This window comes from uncultured Nisaea sp. (genome assembly GCF_963974195.1).
Classification (GTDB): domain Bacteria; phylum Pseudomonadota; class Alphaproteobacteria; order Thalassobaculales; family Thalassobaculaceae; genus Nisaea.
The window spans coordinates 27,196-48,349 of record NZ_CAXBDC010000022.1 but is presented as its reverse complement, the minus strand read 5'-3'; the positions used below and the strand labels follow the sequence as shown (position 1 = coordinate 48,349).

15 protein-coding genes are annotated in these 21,154 nt (G+C 61.3%); 9 read left to right on the top strand and 6 right to left on the bottom strand.

Going from position 1 to position 21,154, the window contains the following annotated elements; genetic code table 11:
• A partial coding sequence (locus AAC126_RS07220; RefSeq protein ID WP_339851577.1) for an ABC transporter substrate-binding protein occupies nucleotides 1–869 on the bottom strand: 869 nt, incomplete at its 3' end.
• Between the two features lie 40 nt (nucleotides 870–909).
• On the bottom strand, nucleotides 910–1,731 hold the full coding sequence (locus AAC126_RS07215; protein ID WP_339851575.1) for a GntR family transcriptional regulator: 822 nt from the start codon (nucleotides 1,729–1,731) through the stop codon (nucleotides 910–912).
• A 268-nt stretch (nucleotides 1,732–1,999) separates the two neighbouring features.
• Between AAC126_RS07215 and AAC126_RS07210 the strand changes: the two genes are divergently transcribed.
• From AAC126_RS07210 to AAC126_RS07200, 3 genes are all read left to right on the top strand, one after another.
• Nucleotides 2,000–3,220: an aminopeptidase P family protein gene (locus tag AAC126_RS07210; protein ID WP_339851573.1), complete on the top strand. Its 1,221-nt coding sequence runs from the start codon at nucleotides 2,000–2,002 to the stop codon at nucleotides 3,218–3,220.
• 175 nt (nucleotides 3,221–3,395) lie between these two features.
• Nucleotides 3,396–4,658, top strand: a complete 1,263-nt coding sequence (locus AAC126_RS07205) for an MFS transporter (RefSeq protein ID WP_339851571.1) — start codon at nucleotides 3,396–3,398, stop codon at nucleotides 4,656–4,658.
• A gap of 49 nt (nucleotides 4,659–4,707) precedes the next feature.
• Complete coding sequence (locus AAC126_RS07200; RefSeq protein ID WP_339851568.1) at nucleotides 4,708–5,991, top strand: MFS transporter; 1,284 nt, start codon at nucleotides 4,708–4,710, stop codon at nucleotides 5,989–5,991.
• A gap of 15 nt (nucleotides 5,992–6,006) precedes the next feature.
• Here AAC126_RS07200 and AAC126_RS07195 read toward each other — a convergent pair whose 3' ends face one another.
• Nucleotides 6,007–6,621: a LysE family translocator gene (locus tag AAC126_RS07195; RefSeq protein WP_339851565.1), complete on the bottom strand. Its 615-nt coding sequence runs from the start codon at nucleotides 6,619–6,621 to the stop codon at nucleotides 6,007–6,009.
• Nucleotides 6,622–6,849: 228 nt separating this feature from the next.
• Here AAC126_RS07195 and AAC126_RS07190 point away from each other — a divergent pair, with 228 nt between their 5' ends.
• Both AAC126_RS07190 and AAC126_RS07185 read left to right on the top strand, forming a co-directional pair.
• On the top strand, nucleotides 6,850–8,010 hold the full coding sequence (locus AAC126_RS07190) for a GNAT family N-acetyltransferase/peptidase C39 family protein (protein WP_339851562.1): 1,161 nt from the start codon (nucleotides 6,850–6,852) through the stop codon (nucleotides 8,008–8,010).
• Entirely contained in the window at nucleotides 8,007–9,500 is a 1,494-nt protein-coding gene (locus AAC126_RS07185; RefSeq protein WP_339851560.1) for a RimK family protein, read from the top strand. The genes AAC126_RS07190 and AAC126_RS07185 overlap by 4 nt, the downstream gene beginning before the upstream one ends.
• On the opposite strand, the gene AAC126_RS07180 is transcribed toward AAC126_RS07185, so the two are convergent.
• Both AAC126_RS07180 and AAC126_RS07175 read right to left on the bottom strand, forming a co-directional pair.
• Complete coding sequence (locus tag AAC126_RS07180) at nucleotides 9,497–11,641, bottom strand: methyl-accepting chemotaxis protein (RefSeq protein ID WP_339851557.1); 2,145 nt, start codon at nucleotides 11,639–11,641, stop codon at nucleotides 9,497–9,499. The genes AAC126_RS07185 and AAC126_RS07180 overlap by 4 nt on opposite strands.
• A 218-nt stretch (nucleotides 11,642–11,859) precedes the next feature.
• Nucleotides 11,860–12,822, bottom strand: a complete 963-nt coding sequence (locus AAC126_RS07175; RefSeq protein ID WP_339851554.1) for an AraC family transcriptional regulator — start codon at nucleotides 12,820–12,822, stop codon at nucleotides 11,860–11,862.
• A gap of 194 nt (nucleotides 12,823–13,016) precedes the next feature.
• Here AAC126_RS07175 and AAC126_RS07170 point away from each other — a divergent pair, with 194 nt between their 5' ends.
• From AAC126_RS07170 to AAC126_RS07160, 3 genes are read left to right on the top strand one after another with little or no spacing between them, the layout of a single operon-like run.
• On the top strand, nucleotides 13,017–15,122 hold the full coding sequence (locus AAC126_RS07170) for a TonB-dependent siderophore receptor (RefSeq protein ID WP_339851552.1): 2,106 nt from the start codon (nucleotides 13,017–13,019) through the stop codon (nucleotides 15,120–15,122).
• A 33-nt stretch (nucleotides 15,123–15,155) separates the two neighbouring features.
• Nucleotides 15,156–16,298, top strand: coding sequence for an ABC transporter substrate-binding protein (locus AAC126_RS07165; protein WP_339851549.1), 1,143 nt, complete (start codon nucleotides 15,156–15,158; stop codon nucleotides 16,296–16,298).
• A 13-nt stretch (nucleotides 16,299–16,311) separates the two neighbouring features.
• Nucleotides 16,312–16,626 (top strand): DUF2218 domain-containing protein, encoded by a 315-nt coding sequence (locus tag AAC126_RS07160; protein WP_339851546.1) that lies wholly within the window; start codon nucleotides 16,312–16,314, stop codon nucleotides 16,624–16,626.
• A gap of 20 nt (nucleotides 16,627–16,646) precedes the next feature.
• On the opposite strand, the gene AAC126_RS07155 is transcribed toward AAC126_RS07160, so the two are convergent.
• Nucleotides 16,647–17,285, bottom strand: a complete 639-nt coding sequence (locus tag AAC126_RS07155; protein ID WP_339851543.1) for a VOC family protein — start codon at nucleotides 17,283–17,285, stop codon at nucleotides 16,647–16,649.
• Nucleotides 17,286–17,740: 455 nt separating this feature from the next.
• On the opposite strand from AAC126_RS07155, the gene AAC126_RS07150 reads away from it, so the two are divergent.
• Nucleotides 17,741–21,127 carry a hypothetical protein gene (locus AAC126_RS07150; protein WP_339851541.1) on the top strand — a complete coding sequence of 1,129 codons (3,387 nt, stop codon included), beginning with the start codon at nucleotides 17,741–17,743 and terminating at the stop codon, nucleotides 21,125–21,127.
• Nucleotides 21,128–21,154: the final 27 nt, after the last annotated feature.

Genomic DNA, 21,154 nt, shown 5'->3' with positions numbered 1-21,154 from the left:
GGGAACTCGTTCACGAAACGGTACTGCGAGGAAGCGCCGCCAAGCACGGAATAGATCGCCTTCGGCTTCACCCGCTGACGCTGCAGGGTGCGCAGGAACAGCACGCCATCGCCGTAATAGTGCGACGGGATGACCAGATCCGGGTTCAGCTCCTTGATCTTCAGGGCAATGTTGTTGAAGTCCTTGTTGCCGGTCGGGTGCGGCAGGATTTCCTTCACCTCGAAACCGGCCGGGGTCAGGTTCTTCTCCAAGAGGCCAGCCATGCCGCTGCCGAACGCGGTCGTGTTTTCATGCACGATGACAACGGATTTGGTCGGGCTGCCGGCTTCCTTGTTGATGGCGATCAGGTGATCGACACCTTCCTTGGTGATGGTGCCGAAGCCCGGACCGAAGCGGAACGTGTTTTCCAGGCCACGGGTGACGATCTTGTCGCTCACCCCGACATCAACGACATGCGGAATGCCGTATTTCGCGGCCGTCTGGGTGGTGGCGAGACAGATACCGGAAGCATAGGCGCCAACGATGGCGGCAACACCGGCTTCGTTGAATTTCTCGACCTCGGCCGCGCCGATTTCGGCTTTCGACTGGGCATCGCCCAGGACCGCCTCAAGCTTTGCACCGCCGAGCGCCTTGATGCCGCCCGCCGCGTTGATTTCCTCAAGCGCGGCAAGCGCGCCGAAGCGGCACTGGGTGCCGGAGAACTGCAGGAAGCCGGTCACCGGATGCACGACGCCGACTTTCACGGCGTCGGCGGCACGGGCGATGTGCGGCATGCCGAGCGTTCCGGCAGCGGCAACGGCGCCACCCGCGGCCACACCGGCCAGCACCTGGCGGCGCGAGAGATGCGTGAATGTGTAAGTCTTTTTCATAGCCATTCCCCTGTTTGGTAAGCGCGTTTGATTTATCGGTTCATTCTGCCGCGGTCGTTGCCGCGTCCTGGCTTGGTGTCCAGGTATTGTGCGTCTCGCCCTGAACCCGCGAGAGCACCATCCGGTACTGGTATTGATCCGGGCGATAGAGGGCGGTGATGTACTCGACCGGACGCCCGTCCCGGTCGCGCACGATGCGGTTGATCTTCAGCAGGGCGGACCCGGCCTCGACCCCGAGATGCCCGGCAACTTCGGCATCCGCGAGGGTCGCGGAAATCAGCTGGTTGGCGGCATCGACCTGAATGCCGCCGCGCTCCAGCAGCGACAGCAACGGCTTGTTCGCCAGATCCTCGGCGCCGTAGCGGCGGCCGATCTCGGCGGGAACGAAGGTGGTGAGAAAGGAAAAGGGCTGACCCTCGACGCTGCGCACCCGGACCGAGCGCTGCACCTCCTGGCCGATCGGGCAGGACAGCGCCGCCGCCACCTCTTCCGCCGCCGGGACATAACCGAAGGACAGAAGCTTCACTTCCGTCTCTAGCCCCATGGCAATGAGATTTTCCAGCAGCCCGTCCATCGAAGCCTGATAGGCCCGGGCCTTTGGCTTGTAGCGCACCCGCGTCCCGCGCCCGCGCTCCCGGACGACAAGACCTTCGGCGGCCAGCTCGTCCAGCGCCCGTTTCGCGGTGATACGGGAGACATCATAGGTCTCGGCAAGCTCCTGCTCGCCCTGGATCAGCGCGTCATATTCGTGCAAGCCATCCATGATCTGCTGCCGCAGAATCAGGAAGATCTGGTGGTAAAGCGGCATCCGCAATGCCCCGCTCGCCCCCTGCACACCAATACTGACCGACCGATCCGTCATGAAATCCCCTAAACGCTAAATGATATATTGATATGCGTTTAGAAGAGTCGGCAAGCAGAAAATTTTCCGCCCCCGCTTCGTCGCGAGACTTGCCGTTGACCAGAGCGGATTCACGGATTTAATCTCCGTCCAGCATGTGCGGCGATGGCGTCGTCGCGAACGTGGTTCACGCATGCGGCCTCCGGGAGAAATCGGGGGTGATCCAGCATCCTGTACGCCCGGATGGATTACCGGGCGCGCCCGCGTCCGTTTCGGATAAGAGGATAGGATGCTGACACCACAACAACGCCCCACGCATTTCACCCGGCACAATGGAGAGAAGGCGCCGCTGCCCTTTTCGACGGCGGAATATGAGCGCCGGCTCTGCGAGCTGCGCGTGGTCATGGCCGAGCTTGGCCTGCCCGCCGTGTTGTTCACCTCGATGCACAACATCGCCTATTATTCGGGCTTCCTCTATTGCAGCTTCGGCCGCCCGTTCGGCTGCGTCGTCACCAAGGATTCCTGCACCACCGTCTCGGCGAATATCGATGGCGGGCAACCCTGGCGGCGCAGCATCGCCGACAACGTCATCTACACGGACTGGCAGCGGGGTAATTTCTGGCGTGCGATCCGCGAGTTGATCGGCACGGCCGACCGGATCGGCATCGAGGGAGATCACCTGACCCTGCAGGCGCGCAGCGCCCTGGAGGAAATCGCCGGCATCGCGCAGATCGTCGATATCGCCCCCGCCGCCATGCGCAAGCGGATGGTGAAATCGGCGGAGGAAATCACCCTGATCCGGGAGGGAGCCCGCATTGCCGATATCGGCGGGGCCGCGATCCGGGATGCGATCCGGCCGGGAGCGCGGGAAATCGATGTCGCCATGGCCGGGCGGGACGCCATGGAGCTGGCCATCGCGGACGCCTTTCCCGACAGCGAGATGCGGGACACATGGGTCTGGTTCCAGGCCGGGCTCAACACGGACGGCGCCCACAATCCGGTCACCATGCGCAGGCTCGAAGCGGGTGACCTGCTGAGCCTGAACACTTTCCCGATGATCTCCGGCTATTACACCGCACTGGAACGCACCCTGACGCTGGGGGAGCCGGACAAGGAAACGCTCCGGCTCTGGGAAGCGAACGTGGCGGCCCATGAACTCGGTATCTCGCTGATCAAGCCCGGCGCCCGCTGTGACGAGATCTGCGCCGGGATCAACAGGTTCTTCCATGAGGAAGGCCTGCTCGACTACCGCTCTTTCGGCTACGGCCATTCTTTCGGAATCCTGTCGCACTATTACGGGCGCGAGGCTGGACTGGAATTGCGCGAGGACATCGAAACGGTGCTGGAGCCGGGCATGGTGGTCTCCATGGAGCCGATGCTGTGGGTGCCGGAAGGCACGCCCGGCGTCGGCGGTTACCGCGAGCACGACATCCTCGTGATCGGCGAGAATGGCGCGGAAAACATCACCGGTTTCCCTTACGGGCCGGCGCATAACGTGATCGCCGCCTGAGGTTACGAACGGACCCGTTTCCGGAGCCGCCCTTGAGTGGCTCCGGATCGCCCCCTATAGTGGCAAAAAAGCGAATGCATCACAGGCACTCAGGATACGTGGTCGCATTCACCGCCGCAGGCTCGGCGCATAATCAATAAATATCGAGGGAAACGCCCGTGTCAGGAGACTGAACATGATGGCGACTCTCGTTCCCTTCCTCCCCCTGCTGGCCAGCGTCGCCCTGCTGCTGATGGGGAACGGCCTGCAAGGCACCCTGCTCCCCGTGCGCGCCGGAATGGAAGCCTTCGGCTCCTTCGAGATCGGCATTCTCGGCTCGGCCTATTTCCTCGGCTTCATGGGCGGCTGCCTGTATGGCCCGCACGTGGTCCGGATCGTCGGCCATATCCGCGCCTTCGCCGGAATGGTCGCGCTTGCCTCCTCGGTCGTGCTGATCCATGCGCTGGTGATGGAGCCCGCGATCTGGTGGCTGCTGCGCGCCGTCACCGGGTTCTGCTTCGCCGTGCTCTATATGGTCGTCGAGAGCTGGCTGAACGAGCGCTCAAGCAACGAGAACAGAGGCCTCGTCTTTTCGGTCTACACCATCATCAATCTGACCGTGATCACGGTCGGCCAGCTTCTGCTGATGACCTCCGATCCGTCGACATTCCCGCTCTTCGCCCTTGCCTCGATCCTGGTGTCGGTCGCCGCCGTGCCGGTTGCCCTGATCAAGGTCGAGCAGCCGGCGCCACTCGAGGTCGCGCAGCTCCGGCTGGTGCGGCTGTTCCGGATCTCGCCCGTCGGCGTGGTCGGCTGTCTGGCGGTCGGGCTGGCGAACGGCGCCTTCTGGTCTCTCGCCCCGCTCTATGTCCTCGGCACCGTGGTGGACGCCACGGTCTCCAACGTCGCCTGGTTCATGAGTACCGTCGTCATTGCCGGTGCCATCGGGCAATGGCCACTTGGCCGGCTTTCGGACCGGATAGACCGGCGGCTGGTGATCATCGGCGCCTGCTTCGCCGCCGCCGCCACGGGGCTTGGCATGACGCTGATCGCGGGCAGCATTCCCTATGGCGTCTATCTGTTCGGGTTCCTGTTCGGGGCCTTCGCTTTCCCGGTCAACGCGGTCAGCATCGCCCATCTGAACGATTTCATCACCGAGCCTTCGGATTATGTGGAGGCGGCGAGCGGGCTGCTGCTGGTCTCCGCCATCGGCTCGATTGCCGGACCGCTGGTCGCCTCGGCCCTGATCGAGCTGATCGGGATCGGCACGCTCTTCGCCTATACCGCCGTGGTCCATATACTGGCCGCCGCTTTCTGCCTCTATCGCATGCAGATCCGGGAGCCGGCGCCGCTGGAAGAACACATAGCCTTCTCCGACGCCTTCATGCTGGCCCAGACCTATTCCTCCGTCGATCCCACGGCGCCGCCGGAGGATGAGGAACGAAAAGCGGCGGAATAGTCCGGTCTGCCTTGAGTCGGGCCCGCCAGCCCCCTATAGTCCGGCCCCGATGGCATCCATATCCCCCTTCTTTCCGCTGCTTCTCAGCGTTGCGATCCTGCTTATGGGCAACGGCCTGCAGGGCACCCTGCTTCCTGTCCGCGCTGGCATGGAGGCTTTCGGCTCGTTCGAGATCGGTATCCTGGGTTCCGCCTATTTCTGCGGTTTCATGGCCGGGTGCGTCTATGGCCCGCGCGTCATCCGGGTCGCCGGGCATATCCGGACCTTTGCCGGTATGGTCGCCGTCGCCTCGTCCGTCGTGCTGATCCATGCGCTGGTGCTTGAGCCCGCCGTCTGGTGGCTGTTGCGGGCAACGACGGGCTTCTGTTTCGCCGTGCTCTACATGGTGATCGAAAGCTGGCTGAACGAGAAATCGACGAACGAGACGCGCGGCCTCGTCTTTTCCGTCTACACAATCATCAATCTGACCGTGATCACCGCCGGCCAGATGCTGCTGATGACGGCAGACCCCGCGAGTTTCCCGCTCTTCGCCTTCGCCTCGATCCTGGTGTCCATCGCCGCCGTGCCGATTGCGCTGACCCGGATAGAGCAGCCGGCACCACTCGACATCGTGCAATTGCGGCTGAAACGGCTGTTCCTGATTTCCCCGGTCGGTGTTGTCGGCTGTGTCGCGGTCGGCCTCGCCAATGGTGCCTTCTGGTCCCTCGCCCCGGTCTATGCCCTGACCTCGATGGGCGCGGCATCCGTGTCAAACGTCGCCTGGTTCATGAGCATCGTGGTGATCGCGGGCGCCGTGGGCCAATGGCCGATCGGCCGCCTCTCCGACCGGATGGACCGGCGCAAGGTGATCATTGGCGCCTGCCTCGGTGCGGCGGCCTCCGGCCTTTGCATGGTGCTGTTCGCAAATGATGTGCCCTACGGGCTCTATATCTTCGGGTTTGCCTTCGGGGTTTTCGCCTTCCCGGTCTATTCCCTGAGTGTCGCCCATCTGAACGACTTCATCACCGAGCCGTCGGACTACGTCGAGGCCGCCAGCGGACTGCTGCTGGTGTTCGCCGTGGGGGCCATCGCCGGGCCGCTCACAGCATCGGCCCTGATCGATCTGGTTGGCATCAAGTACCTGTTTGCCTATACGGCGGCCATCCACGTCCTGGCCGCTGCCTTCTGCGCCTATCGCATGGGCGTCCGGAGCCCGGCTCCGACGGAAGAACATATTCCTTTCGGCGATGCTGTGGTGCTGGCGCAAACGCTCTCCACCGTGGACCCGCTGCCGCCTGTCGATGATGAGGACGCGGAGACAACCGGCGGCGAGCAAGACAAGCCAGCCGGTTAATGCCCCCTTCCGCGCCTATTCCCGGATCGCGATAGCAATCGCGGCACAGCCCATCGCCGAGGCACTCGTGCGGTTGGCGATCCGCACCGCCCGTGGGCTGCGCATCAGCGTCCGGGCGCCCGCCGCCATGACGACATAACTGAGATCGATCGCCGCCAGCACGAAAACCAGCGTGACCGAGATCGAGGCCCAGTCGGCAAAGGACACCGAGCCGAGATCGATCAGGGTCGGCAGCAGGGCAAGATAGAACAGCATGATCTTCGGATTACCGAGGGTGACCGACATGCCGGAGAAAAACATCTTCAACCCGCTGCGCGGCTCCGGCAGACGCTCGCCCGCCGTATCCACCGGCGCGGTCCACATCTTCCAGGCCAGGAAGGCGAGATAGCCGACGCCAAGCCACTTGATGGCAAGGAAAGCCGCGTGAAAAGTCTCCGCGACCGCGGCCAGCCCGACAACAGCCATGGTCAGCCAGACAAGCTCGCCCAGCCACATCGCTACCAGAAACGGCATCACCGCACGCCAGCCACGGGCCAGAACCTGGGCCACCAGTGCGGCCAGACTCGGTCCGGGTGATCCGGCGGCAAGCGCAAGAGCGATGGCGAAAACCAATAGCGACGAGATATCCATGATCCGTTTTCCCAAGAGATTGGACAGCCAGTTTAACGAGCAGAAAGGGCCGCTGCAAACCGATGCCGTTTATGCAATGCTGAGCTCTGTTTTTCGCGGGCGCCGGCATGCATATCCACAAGACAGCAACCGCGACTATCGCTAATCTCCCGCACGGAAAGCGGGAGGCGGCGCGATGCCGGCCAATGCCCGCGCCCTCGATCAATGACATTTGCGGAGTATGGCGGGGTGGCCTCGTCACTGGGTGAGAAAAAGCGCCTGCACAATCCAGCCGCGGAAGCGGCGGAAATGCAGGTCCGTGCCGCCACATTGTCCGATCTGGATGCCCTTGTCGGCATTGAGGCCGCCTGCTTCGACAGCGACCGGCTCAGCCGCCGCAGCTTCCGCGACTTCATCCATCATGGCCATTGCACGCTGCTGGTATCCGAAGGCGGCGACGGCCTTACAGGATACATCCTGGTGCTCTACCGGAGAGGCACGGCACTGGCCCGGCTGTATTCCATCGCCCTGATGCCATCCGCGCGCGGTATCGGTCTGTCGGCGGTGCTGATGACCGCCGGCGAGGATGTCGCCCGCGAGCATGGCTGCCTCTCGCTCCGGCTGGAAGTCCGGCCGGACAATGCGGCGGCCATAGCCCTCTATACAGACCTCGGATACAAGCAGTTCGGCACCTATCTCGACTATTACGAGGATCACGCGGACGCGCTCCGTTTCGAAAAGCGGCTGGTGCGGCCGATGCCGTCTGCGACGGCGCCGTCCTACTATTCGCAGACATCCGAATTCACCTGCGGTCCTGCCTGCATGATGATGGCACTGAAAGCCTTCGATCCCGCGCTCGAGTTTGGCCGGGTTGAGGAGTTCAGGCTCTGGCGGGAATCCACGACGGTCTTCATGCAAACGGGGCACGGCGGCTGCGAGCCGGTCGGCATGGCGGTGACGCTGGCCCGCAAGGGGCTTTCGGTTGAGGTCTTCCTCAGCCAGGAGCCGCCGCTCTTCATCGACAGCGTCCGCCTCAAGGACCAGCGCGAGGCCCTGACCCTGATCCAGGAAGATTACCGGCGCGAGGCGGATGAGCTGAATATCCCGGTTCATATCGAACCGCTGGATAATATTGCCCTGAGTGCCGCCCTCGGCGAGGGCGCCTACGCAATCGTGCTGGTCAGCCTCTATCAGATGCTCGGCAGCCGGACGCCACACTGGGTCCTGGTTTACGGAGAAGAGAACGGGCGTTTCCTGATCCATGATCCATGGGTCGAGAAGGATGCGCTCGAAACCGAAAGCGCGGCAGCGGCCCTGCCCGTCCCCAAGGAAGCCTTCGAGCGGATGGCCCGCTGGGGGCGCGGGCGGCTGCGGGCCGCGATCATTGTTCGAAAGGAACAGGCGGAATGACGGATTGGCTGGTTCTTACCGAAGGCCGGAAGGATATCGACCAGGCCGATACGCAGCACAAGGTGATGTCCGTGCGCGACTATCTCGCCGCACCCGCCCTGTTCGAACGGTCGCGCCCGGTCGTCATCAACATGGCCCGCAGCTATGCCTACCAGAGCGCAGGCTATTACGCCTCGCTGCTGGCCGAAGCCCGGGGCCACCGGGTCATGCCGAGTGTGCAGACCATGCTCGAGCTGTCACGCAAGAGCCTCTACGCGGCGTCCCTGCCGGAACTTGAGGAAGCACTGAACAAGGATCGCGCCCGTGCCGGGGATACCGGCGCGGAAGGCTTCGAATTCATCGTCGCCTTCGGCCGCCCGTCCCGCCCCGGCTACGAGAAATTCGCCCGCCTGCTGTTCGACTGGTATCGCTGCCCCGGCATTACCGTGAAAGTGGATGCCGGAGAATGGACCCGCATCCGGCACCTGAAGCCGCTCTCCCTGAAACGGGTCAATGCGGACAACAAAGCCTTCCTGATCGAGGCCATGGACATTCACTGTCGGCGCTCCTGGTCCGGCCCTAAATCCAAGACGCCGCTGCGCTGGAGTCTCGCCGTCCTGCATAACCCGAAGGAAGCGCTGCCGCCCTCGCAGCTCAAATCCCTGAAACGCATGGCCGCGGTCGGGGAAAAAATGGGTATCCAGGTCGAGCCGATCCAGAAAAAGGACCTGCCCCGTCTCGCCGAGTTCGACGCGCTGTTCATCCGGGAGACCACCTCGGTCAACGATCATACCTTCCGCTTCGCCCGCCGGGCGGAGCAGGAAGGCATGCCGGTGATCGACGACACGATGTCGATGATCCGCTGCACCAATAAGGTGTTCCTGAAGGAAAAACTGGAAGCCGCAAAGCTGCCGATCCCGAAGACCGTCGTGCTGTCACCGGCGAGCGATCTCTCGAAAGCGACCGATGTGATCGACTTCCCGATGGTGGTGAAGATTCCGGACGGCTCCTTCAGCCGGGGGGTGCACAAGGTCACCGATCTGATGCATCTGAAGGCACTGACGACAGAGCTTTTCCGGGATACGGACCTGCTGCTGGCGCAGGAATTCATGCCGACGGATTTCGACTGGCGCGTCGGCGTGCTGGCCGGACAGCCGCTCTTCGTCAGCAAATATCTGATGGCCCGCAAACACTGGCAGATCGTGCATCACCGCCCGGACGGCCAGGTCCGTGAGGGCGGGTTCGAGACCATGCCGGTCGAACAGGCACCGGCGGAAGTGATCGATATTGCGGTAAAGGCCGCCGCCCTGATGGGCGACGGCCTCTATGGCGTCGATCTGAAGCAGAATGCCAACGGGGTGTTCGTCATCGAGATCAACGACAACCCGAACCTGGATACCAGCGTCGAGGGCGCCGTCCTCGGCGACGAGCTGTGGCGCCGCCTGCTGGGCTGGTTCCGCGACCGGCTGGAACCGAAACCCGTTCTGACACCAGGAATTACAGCCCGCTAGGCGTTGCGGACCTCTTCCAGGAAGCGGCGCACCGTGTCGTTCAGCGTGTTCGACTGCTGGGCGACCTCGCGCGCCGTCTCCAGCACCTGACTGGCGGCGGCACCGGTATCCTGCGCCCCTTCGGTCATGGATGCGATATTGGCGGAGACCATCTGGGTGCCCTGCGCCGCCTCGTGAACGTTCCGGCTGATTTCGCTGGTTGCGGAGTTCTGCTCCTCCACCGCCGAGGCGATCCCGGTCGCGATCTCGCTGACCCGGGCCACGGTTTCCGAAATCGTCCGGATAGCACTCACCGCGCTGGTCGTCTCCGACTGCATGGCGGTGATCTGGGCGGTGATATCCTCGGTCGCCTTGGCCGTCTGGGTCGCCAGGTTCTTCACCTCGCTGGCCACCACGGCGAAGCCCTTGCCCGCCTCGCCGGCACGCGCGGCCTCGATGGTCGCATTCAGGGCCAGCAGATTGGTCTGCTCCGCAATGTCATTGATCAGCCCGACGATCTCGCCAACCTTCTGGGCCGCCTGATCGAGGCCGACAACGGACTCACGGGTATGTTCCGCCTGCTGGGAGGCTTCCGCGCTGATCCGGGTGGATTCGCTGACCTGCTGGCCGATTTCCCGGATCGAGGAGGCAAGCTGTTCCGCTGCGGAGGCAACCATCTCCACGTTTGAAGATGCCTCACCGGAGGCTGCAGCCACCGATCCCGCCTGCGACTGGGTGTTATCCGCGATACTGGCCATGGACTGGGCCGTGGAATCGAGCTCCGTGGTGGCGCTGGCGACACTGCGCAAAGCCTCGCTCACCGCATTGTCGAACGTCTCGGTGATCTGCTCGATCCGGCGTGCCCGGGCCTCGCGCTGCTCGCGGGCCTGTTCCTGCTCGGCCTGCATCTCCTCGTTCTTGATCATGTTCGCGCGGAACACTTCGACGGATTCCGCCATCTGACCAATTTCGTCGCCGCGTCCCGTTCCGGGGATCTCGACACCGAGATCGCCTTCGGAGAGCGAGCGCATGACCCCGGTCATCTGCACCACCGGACGCAGCTCCTTCCGCGCGATCGTGTAACCGATACCGGCAAGCAGCAGGAACATCACCACGCCGACCCCGGCGAGAATGTTCCGCATATCCTGTACAGGGCCAAGAATCTCGGCTTCGCTCACCTCGCCAAGCACTGCCCAGCGCACGCCCTCGAACTCCAGCGGCTTGAACACCGAATAAACCGGCTCACCGAGATAATTGAGGTCCTGCACCATGCCTTCCTCACCCGCGAGAGCTTTTTCGGAGGCCTCGGTGTTCGCTTCGGCTTTCAGAATGGCGTCGGCGCCGGAAATACGGGAACTGCTGCGCAGCAACTTGTCGGCACCGACCAGGATGGTCTCCCCGGTATTGCCCATGCCGGTGGTATCCCGCATCAGCCGGTCGATCATTTCCGCCGGGATATGGATCACAAGACCACCGGCGAACTCGCCCCGGACGAAAAGCGGCGTCGCGATGAAGGCCGTCGGCGCATTCCCGCGCGGTGCATAGCCATGAAAATCACTCATCACGACCTGCCCCGGCTCGGGGTTTTCGGTCAGCCGGGTGAATATCGTCGCCAGCTCCGTGTCCTTCGCCGGGCCTTCCGCCAGGCTGGTTGCATAATCCGCAGCCTTCAGAACGCTGTAGACAATATTTCCGTCGGAATCGATCAGCATCACATCCGCATAGCCGCGGCTTTCCTGCAGCCTGCGGAACCAGGGATGGTTCTCGCCGTGATATTTGGAATAACCGGAGCCATCCTCCGCCAGATCCAGAAGCTGCTTGCTGCCCTCGGGATTGGGGTTATCGACGATATAGAGCTTCTGCAGCGTCTCTGTCGGATCGCCCTTCCGGGCAAACAGCCGGAAGCCGAACTTGAATCCGTTCAGCGCTTTGTCCGTACCGCTGTTGGCGGCCACGATCAGCATATCGTCGCGGATGGTATCAAGCAGGGTCTTCAGAGCATCGACACGCGCCACCGACATGGCTTGCAACTGATCGACCGCGCGCTTTTCAAGCTGATGCGCGGACTGAAAATAGCTGAAGGATGCGACCACCAGAATGGAAAGCGCGGTCGCTATTCCAACGAGCGCTGGAATCTTCGTCGATAGATTGATGTTCTTCACGTATTCCGCCCCGTAGACTTTATTTTTGTTCGATCTAGAAGGCTTTCGAGAGGTATTTCAACTAAAACATTCAGTCTCCGCCTCAGCGAAACAGCCTATGTAGGGAGAAAAGCATCAAAGATTGTAAAAAACGTAAACAAGGCACTCAATTTATTTCAAAATTTATTTAATTACTTGAACTAAAATCAGCCTGTGCGGAAAACGCGAACGGCAACCGGCTAGGCGAGCGCCCGCCGTGCTTCCGACGGTGCATGGCCGAAAACCCGGCGGTAGGCGGTGGCGAAATTTGCCGCTGATGTATATCCGGCGATATGTGCCGCCTGCTGAATGGGCAGATGCTCTTCTATCAGGGCTTTCTGCGCCAGATCGAGGCGGGCGCGTCTGAGATGGTCAACAACGGGAACCCCGTATGCTTCCTTGAAAACCCTCTGCATGGTGCTGACGCTCATCCCGTTAGCCGCCGCGATTGACGTCAGCGTGAGCGTACCCTGCAGATTGTCCGATATATAGCGATGCACCAGCGCTGCGCGGTCACTGTCCTCGGAAGATCCTTCCGGCTGCCCAATACTGGCGAAAGCATCCCGTAAAACGCCGAGGGCAAGCATTTCAAGCGACAGACGATTCAGCAAACCATCGCTGCCAAGGCATTCAAGCAGTTTGCGGGCAAACTGCACCGTATCCGCCGCAGGGCGCCAATGGTGTATCTCAAGATGACTTTCGGCGAGTTGCCGGACGGTATGATCCTGCCCGACATCCGGGCCAAGAAATTCCTCGATCCACCCCTTACTGACCGAAACATTGACCTTCTTCACCGTCTGGCCGGTCCGGATGGTGCGCCTCAGAAGCGCCGGTCTGGCGACGGACCAGATAAGCCCGCCCGCCTGCGCACCATCGGGAACGGACAGATCGAGCTCTACACCGTCGATCGCCGCCAAGGGCGCTCCCGCGAACACAATGGAAACCGAGACCTGCGGGTCGAGGCGAAGCTCCGTTACCGTATCGCTCTGCTCCACCGCATCCGTTGCATGGATGTGCAATCCGGAGCGAAAGCTCTCGATAAAAAAGCCGCCCCGCAGTACGGCCGGCGCCTCTTCTCCCGTGCTGCCAAGCATCCGGTAAAAGCTTGCATCCGCTTCAACCTGGCGGAACAGGTCTTCAAAACTGAGATCTGCATCAAGCATCGGGACAACCTACCCGTGGAGAGATAATCGGCCCTGACCAGCAGGCAAACGGGATTGACGATCCCGCAAATGATCGATCAATTGCGAATGATTGTCAATTTCAGATACCGAAAGATCATAATTTACAAGAGCTTTGGGGGATAGTTCAGACCATGGTTTACGCTCGGAAAAGCGAAGATTGCAATCGACGCGTCATGCGTGCGCTCCTGCTCGGCACTGCCATGGCGAGCGTTGTTGCCCTTTCGGACACCGCACAGGCCCAGCAAGCGGGCACCGAGCCGGTTGTTCTCGACAGCATCGTGGTCGAAGGCGATCCGGGCGTGGTCACGGAGGATACCGGCTCCTACGCAACCAGCCGCTCCACGGTCGGCTACAAGCAGCCGACGGATATCCGGGAGATCCCGCAGACCGTCAATGTCCTGACCCGGCAGCGGCTGGACGACCAGAATGTGAATACGCTGGAGGAAGCCGGTTATCTGCTGCCCAACGTCACCACGGCAACCGGCAACGGCTTCGACGGCTCGCTCTATTCCCGGGGCCACGAGGTCTTCACCTACAATGTCGATGGCGCGCCACGTCCCTTCCTGAGTCTTTACGGCACCGCGCCGGACCTTGTCTTCTTCGACCGGGTCGAGGTGCTGTCCGGCCCCTCCGGCGTATTTCAGGGATCGGGCGAGCCGGTCGGCACCGTCAATCTGGTCCGCAAGCGGCCGACCGGCCAGAATGCCGGACGGGTCACTGGCATCACCGGCACGGACGATCATTTCCGTGGCGAGGCTGACCTGCAGGCAGCCACCGGCGACAACAAGCAGTTGCGCGGCCGGATCATCGGCTACGGCTACACTAAGGGCTCCTATCTCGACATTGCCGAGCAGGAAAAAGGCGGCGGATACGGGAGCTTCGAATATGACGTGACGGACCGGCTGACGCTTTCCTTCGGCGGCATCCACGAAAGCGAGGACGCGGTCTCGATGAGCGGCCAGCCGACCTATTCGGACGGCTCCCTGCTGAATGTTCCGGTGGAAACCTTCTTCGGCGCCCCCTGGGGACAGCGCGAGATCAACACAGCCGAAGGCTTTGCCGAAGCCGAATATGCCTTCGACAATGGCGGCGTCTTCAAGGTGACGAGCCGGGTCTACAACCGGGATACCGACATAAAGAACGCCCTGGCCTCGACCTCGGTCGACCCGACCACCGGCAATTTCGACATGTTCGTCTTTGCCCGCCGGTACGACGAGGTGTCCTCCTATGTCGATGCGAACTATTCCGCCCCGTTCAGCTTCTTCGGCCGGCGCAGCGAGTTTTCCGTCGGCACGGACTACCGGCGCTCCGAGCAGGACATGAAGCAGAATTTCGACTTCTCGCTGGGCACGCAGAACATCAATACGTTCAGTCCCTATAGCCTGGTTGAGCCCGACATCACCTATCCGGGTGTCGGCCCCGGCTTCCGGCTGAACACCGAGACCGAGAACAACGAATATGGCGGCTACGGCTATACCCGCCTGCAGGTCTATGACGGCCTCAACCTGACGCTTGGCGGCCGCTATGCGAGCTACGACAGCGACACGCTGGATACCGGTCGGTCCATCAAGACCAGCATCTCCGAGAACGAGTTCGTGCCGATGGTCGGCCTGAGCTACGACATCCTGCCGGAAGCGACGGTCTATACGAGCTATTCGGAAATCTTCCAGCCGCAGAGCGAACAGAGAGCCGACGGCTCCCAGCTTGAGCCGGTGCGCGGGCGCCAGGTCGAGATCGGCACGAAAGTCTCGCTGTTCGACGGCTTCCTGAACGGCCAGGCCTCCGTCTACTGGCTACAGGACGAGAACCGGGCGGTCAGCGACCCGAACAATGCGGGCTCTTTCATCGCCTCCCAGGAAGAAGACACGCACGGCTTCGAGCTGTCCATTGCCGGCAGCCCCTATCCGGGCTTTGAGCTGAGTGCCGGATACAGCTATGTCGACACGGATCTCGAAACCGACCCGACACCGGCCCATAGCGGCGTGGTCTGGGGCCGCTATACCTTCCTCGATGGCGCGCTGGAGAATCTCTATATCGGCGCCGGGGTACAGGCCGTCGGTGAATTCGAGGCCGTCAGCAACGGCGTCAAGATCGATGCGCCAGGCTATGCGGTCGTGAATGCGGCCGCCGGCTACCCCATCAACGAGAACTTTGAAGTCGGCCTGTTCGTTAAAAATCTGCTGGATAACGAGTATGTTGAGCGTGTTAATACGACAGAGCGCGGCGTCTTTTACGGCGACCCGCTGACCGCAACGCTCAGGCTTACAGGCAGATTTTAAGGGCATTGGATGCCGGGAAAAATACGCTCCCTTTTGGGGACACTGATTATCGCGGCGGCTCTCTTGGTCGGTGCCGCCGCCCCGGCGGATGCCATACGGATATACGATCTCAAGGGACGACTGGTCATACTGGACAAACCGGTCGGGAAAGTCCTGCTTGGAAAGGGGCGTTTTCTCACGGCCCTCGCTCTGCTGACCAAGGACCCGGTCTCCCGCGTTGCCGGCATGTTCCCGGATTTCGAGACCCTGGACCCGGACGGATTTGCACGCTTCGCCGAGGCATACCCCGCCCTGACAGACATTCCGACCTTTGGCGCTCCCGGCGCCGGGAGCCTCACTCTGGAAAGCGCCTTGGCTCTTAAACCCGATGCAGCGATCCTCGGCCTTGGCGGGCATGGCCTGAACGCCTCGTCGGAGCAGGCGATTGAAGTGCTTACAGCCGCCGGCGTGCCAGTCATCTTCATCGATTTCCGCAACAACCCGATCGTCAACACCCAGCACAGCATGCGCGTTCTGGGTCAGGTCTTCGGCTTGCAGGCGGAAGCGGAAGATTTTGTAAAATTCTACAGCAGAGAAGTCTCCAGAGTGACCGACCGGATGATCCTCTATTCCGGCCCGCGACCGACCGTCTTCCTGGACATCAAGGCCGGCTTGACCGGTGAATGCTGTTTCACCGTCGCCAGCGGCATGCTTTCCACCCTGATCGACGTGGCCGGCGGACGTAACATCGCGAAATCGGCTCTGCCAGATATAGCGGGCCCGCTGAAGCCTGAATTCATCATCGCCAACAATCCCGATGTCTATATCGGCACCGCCGTTGGCTCCCGCAGCCGGGGCTGGACGCCAGGCGGGCCGATTGTGCTCGGAGCCGGGATTGACGCGGTTCTGGCCCGCCGCTCCCTGATCAGCGCGACGCTGCGCAGGGATATCGCCGCACTGGGCGCCATCGACACCGGCAGGACCTACGGCATCTGGCACCATTTCACCAATTCGCCGATGAACGTCTATGCCCTGCAAAAATTCGCAACCTGGCTACATCCGGAACTGTTTGCGGACCTCGACCCGGAGAAAACCAAAGCCGCACTGATGAGCCGCCTGCTGCCGGTGCGGATGGACGGCGTCTACGCCATCGGCTCCCTGCCCTTCACAGCAAACAACTCAGAACAAAATCAATAACCTGGAGAGAATGATGCATTCCGCCCACGCCACCATCACCTCGGAGAAAGCCGGCCGTTATCTGGTCCAGCTCTGCAAGCATTTCGCCCACAAGATCCCGGCCACCTGGGACGAAACGGAGGGCGAGGAAACCAAAGGGCATGCCGATTTCGGGATCGGCACCTGCGAGATGACGGCGAAGGACGGCGCACTTCTGCTTGCCTGCAACGCGCCCGACGCGGAAGGCCTCGGCAAGGTGAAATATGTGGTGGAAGACCACGTGGTCCGGTTTGCCTGGAAGGAAGAGCTGAAGGTCGACTGGCAGGACGGCCCCGCCGCCACAGCCTGAATGAACGGTCTGAACCGGCCTCAGGTCAGCTCTTTCACGCCGCCCGGTGTCTCGATTTCCGCCCGGTAGCGGAAGTTTGGTCCCTGGAGGATCGCGGGCGGCGTGCCGATGGAGAGATCGCGATACAGTGCCCCGATGGCGGACGGGTCCGGATGCTCGAGGGTGAACGACCGAAGCCGCGCCCCCAGATCGGGAATCTCCGCCATCGATGTTGGATCGCCCCGGTGATCGATCAGAGAGGGCAGCACACCGTCGCGCGGCAGCGATCCATCCACTGGAATGGAGAAGGCAAAAGCCGGATCGGCGAACGGCAGCGGGACCACATCCCCGAAGACCGCGCCATGCGCCGCGACAACGGCATCAATCCCCTCCACCGCGGCAACCCACCCGCGCAACCGCCGCCCGTCCCTCCAGTCCGCCCGGACCTTCTCCTGATCATCCAGCCCGAACCACCGCGCCCGCTCCGGCGCAACCCCGCGCGGATCGAGCGCCACGATCTCGAGATAGACATTCCCGCCAAGCTGAAGCCGGTGATTGTGCGTGCCCATATAGCTGTGGCGCGTCCCGAACGGCACATCGAGACCAAGACACGCCCGGACATGCGCCGCCCCTTCGGCCAGTGTCGGGGCGATGAGTGTGATGTGGTCGAGCTTCAGCATCGACGAAGAACTCCAGTGCGGTCAGGAGAAGCCATAAAACCCTATCGGCCGGGAAAATCAAAGGCACCTTGGATGGGAAACACCCAATTACAAAATTGTTTAAATGATACCGGGATACATAATAAAGATTTGCTAATTTTGATTGCCAAGCGAGCTTCCACTTCAACCAGAAAACAGCGCAAAACAGGAGCTGGCCGTCATGATCTTTTCATCAGACTGAGACGACTTCATTTCCTTTAAAAACAGACAAAAATTAACAAGCCCTCTTTTCAGAACGTGACAGCTTCCAGCGTTTTACAGACTCGCGCGCTTACCGGCGCGGCACATCGACAGACGCATTGATAAAATCATTAAAACATCTTAAAGTTGCATACATGGAGTCTCGCCAGCCACTCGCGATGTAAGTTAGCCACGCCTCCAAGTGGTCTGAATGGAAGAAAATCGAGGGACCACTTATGAAGACATTTATCTCCGCCGTTTCGATGGTTGCGTTTGCTTTTACCGCTCAGGCCGAGGTCTGGTGCGACGCAACACCGCCCAGCCCCTACAATACCGCCACGGGGCTGATGCCAACCGAAGGGACGATCGGGGGCACTTCCGGAACGACGTGCGAAGAGCTTGAGTTATTGCTCGAAAAGCCAAGCGCCACTCAACCATCCACCGGTAAATCAGCGCCTGAAGTGTACGAAAATCTGGTCAGCCAGTTCTTCATCAATATGTGCCATCGCCGTCTGGCCCCCATCGAGAATGGCAAACCGACCGGCACCGGCTGGTATCGCGACAAGTATGTGCGCCAACTGGGTCCGGATATGGCAACCGGCGTAACATTCGGCACATCGGGCTCAGGCATCTGGCAAACATCACAGAGCGGATTTCATTCACCTGCCGTGATTTGGTACAACCAGATCGCCTTTGACTGGATTTCCGAATACCGGACCGGGGATGACGGCGGATATACGCCCCCCGCTGCCCCGATGCCAGACGGCGCCATCATCGTAAAAGAAATGTATTCCGCGCCTGCCACCGTGTGCCAGGACCGCGATCCGATGACGCTTTACCCGACCAGCGGCATTGCTTTCATGGTGCGCGAGGCAGAGGCAACGCAGGACGGATGGTATTGGGGTTATTACGGTCTGGCGCTTGGCAAGACCAAGGCCGATGCGCAAAACAATTTCGCGACGCAAAACACGGAATACGCCCCGAACCCCGACACGACGAACACCTCCGCCAATGATTGGCCGCCGCTTTACTGGGGAGCGCCATCAATGGGCTTTGGGCAATATTGCCTGAACTGCCACGCGTCCGCCGTCGACAACTCGACCTTCTCATCCATGAACAATCTCCAGGTCGGCACGGGCGAACCACACAGTTATTTGACCAATTCCTGGTTCGACAAGCAGGTACTCAGTGACCCGGTCGCCGTAACGCCTTCACTTGCAACCGGTCCGTCCGATGGCGCCGATATCACGAACGGGCACAAACTGCGCGCCCTGCAATCCGCGATCGATGCATCGCAACCTGTCGCGGCGCCCCCGGTCAAAGGCCTGATCGAGACCTATTTGTACGACAAAACCCCGGTTCCGACGAACGCGGACAATGTCAGCATGATCAGCGCGACCTATGACACGGCGACGGCCGCAGCCGGGGAGCTTACGGACTCCAGCGAATATCTGACGTCGGATCAATGTGCAGGTTGTCATGACGCGGGCGGCACAGGGATGCAGTTCGACATGACCCAGCCGCTGACCGTGGCCGAGCATACACGGTTAAAAGAGAACGCCGGAGGAGACGCATCAGTACCCTATCTCTACAATTTCTCGCCTTATGCCACCTGGCGCACCTCACCGATGGGATTGGCCGGGCGCGATCCGATTTTTTACGCGCAACTGGCTTCCGAAACGAAAACCTTCCACCCTGGCACCTATGACAATGGCGCCAAAAGCGTACCCAGTTTCGTTGAAAATACCTGTTTGGGCTGCCACGGAATTTCAGGCCAGCGCCAGTTCCAGATCGACACCTACGATGCGTCGACAAATACCTGCAAGGAGTTCACACGCGACGACGTAAACGTCATCCCAACGACATTCGATGATCTGGATGCGCGGCACGCGGCACTCGCCAGGGACGGCATCAACTGCACAGCCTGTCACCGGATGGATTTCTCCGGCGCAACGGTTGCCAGCAATACCCCGGGCACGAATGGCGTTGAGGTAACGCCCGCTCCGCGCGACGCATGTGTGGAGCAACGTCAGGAAATATTCAGCCAGAACGGCGCGGGTAAACCGGCAAACACCAACTTTGCCGCCACCTTCACCGGCAGCTTCAAGGTTGGTCCGGCCACGGACATCAACGGTCCGTTTGGCGGCCCAACCGATCCTGCCGGACCGATCAAGACCGTGCCGATGCAGAACGCTCTAGGCATCACCCCGAAATATCACGAGGGGTTCAAGGATTCCGCCGTCTGCGGCTCTTGCCACACGGTGCATTTGCCGGTGCTGGGCAAGACTGACCCAACCAGCCCGGACATGAATATTCTTGGCTATGTCTACGAACAGACGACCTATCCGGAATGGGCCTTCAGCGCCTATCGCTCCGGCAAGTTGCTGGGTGTGGACCTGCTGGGGAAACCGGACGAAGGCAGCAAGTCAGAGGAATGCCAAGGCTGCCATCTGCCAAGCAAAACACCGAGCGGCCAGGATTTTGTGAGTAAAATTGCCGGGATCCAGGAGCGCACGAATTTCCCGGTCACCGATTACGCGGAATCAGCAGCCTCGATCGACCTGCCCTATCGCACGGGTTTTGCCAAGCATTCCCTGGTCGGCCTCAACCTCTTCCTTGTCGAGATGGCCAATCAGTTCCCGAGCGTGCTTGGTATACCCGCGTCAAGCCCAATGCTCGTAAGCCATGGTCTGGACCCGGCCGGCCTGACCAAGCTTGCGATGCTCGACAATGCGAGAAACGCAACGGCGACGGTCAGCGTCACGAAAAGTACGGCCCCGCCGAACAATCCGAAGACAGGCAAGCCCTATGGTAATGCCTATGACGTGACGGTAGCGAACCAGACCGGACACAAATTTCCTTCCGGTGTCGGGTTCCGTCGCGCCTTTATCGAGTTCACCGCATATGACGCCAGCGACACCGTGCTGTGGCAGTCGGGGGCCGTGAATCCGGCCGGGCAAATCGTGAATACGGGCGACACGTCACGAGATCCGATCACGGGCGAAATCTGGTGGACCAAGCAATGTGCCCGCCCCGCCAACTGGACCGACCGGCCGCATCAGCCGCATTATCAGCTGATCACGGCGCAGGATCAGGCCCAGATCTACCAGGAGCTGGCCAGTACGCCGCCCGCGAATGCAACCCCGTCACAATGCGGCCATGCCGCGACGCCTGAAGGCGTGCTGACAACCAGCTTCCTGTCGATCTGTGCCGAGGTTAAAGACAACCGGCTGTACCCGTCCGGCTTTCTACCACTGGCACACCGGAAGGAAATCGCGAAGGCCCTGGGCGCGCAAGAGGACCTGGCGGAAGATACAACGGCGCTGGGAGTGGGTAGTGACCCCGACTACAATACCGAAGGCCCGAACAAGGTAAAAGGTGAAGACAGCCTGACCTATGCCTTTGACCTGCCCGGCGCGACTGTCGCCAAAGTCACGGCACGCCTGCTGTATCAAGCGACACCGCCCTATTATTTGCAGGATCGCTTCTGCACCGGAGAGGGCAGCAAGGACACGGACCGGCTGTTGTATCTGGCGGAAAATCTGGTGAGTGACAAGACGCCGGAGATCAAGGACTGGGTCCTTCAGGTCGGCGCCACCGCACTACATCAGGAAGCGCAGTAAGCCATGGCGATCCTGTGCTGCAACAGT

What these genes read in the sequence shown, in the direction of transcription:
- AAC126_RS07200 (WP_339851568.1), top strand. Translation starts at nt 4,708, where the DNA reads ATGGCATCCATATCCCCCTTCTTTCCGCTGCTTCTCAGCGTTGCGATC.
- AAC126_RS07185 (WP_339851560.1), top strand. Translation starts at nt 8,007, where the DNA reads ATGACGGATTGGCTGGTTCTTACCGAAGGCCGGAAGGATATCGACCAG.
- AAC126_RS07210 (WP_339851573.1), top strand. Translation starts at nt 2,000, where the DNA reads ATGCTGACACCACAACAACGCCCCACGCATTTCACCCGGCACAATGGA.
- AAC126_RS07155 (WP_339851543.1), bottom strand. Translation starts at nt 17,285, where the DNA reads ATGCTGAAGCTCGACCACATCACACTCATCGCCCCGACACTGGCCGAA.
- AAC126_RS07175 (WP_339851554.1), bottom strand. Translation starts at nt 12,822, where the DNA reads ATGCTTGATGCAGATCTCAGTTTTGAAGACCTGTTCCGCCAGGTTGAA.
- AAC126_RS07205 (WP_339851571.1), top strand. Translation starts at nt 3,396, where the DNA reads ATGATGGCGACTCTCGTTCCCTTCCTCCCCCTGCTGGCCAGCGTCGCC.
- AAC126_RS07170 (WP_339851552.1), top strand. Translation starts at nt 13,017, where the DNA reads ATGCGTGCGCTCCTGCTCGGCACTGCCATGGCGAGCGTTGTTGCCCTT.
- AAC126_RS07150 (WP_339851541.1), top strand. Translation starts at nt 17,741, where the DNA reads ATGAAGACATTTATCTCCGCCGTTTCGATGGTTGCGTTTGCTTTTACC.
- AAC126_RS07195 (WP_339851565.1), bottom strand. Translation starts at nt 6,621, where the DNA reads ATGGATATCTCGTCGCTATTGGTTTTCGCCATCGCTCTTGCGCTTGCC.
- AAC126_RS07160 (WP_339851546.1), top strand. Translation starts at nt 16,312, where the DNA reads ATGCATTCCGCCCACGCCACCATCACCTCGGAGAAAGCCGGCCGTTAT.
- AAC126_RS07215 (WP_339851575.1), bottom strand. Translation starts at nt 1,731, where the DNA reads ATGACGGATCGGTCGGTCAGTATTGGTGTGCAGGGGGCGAGCGGGGCA.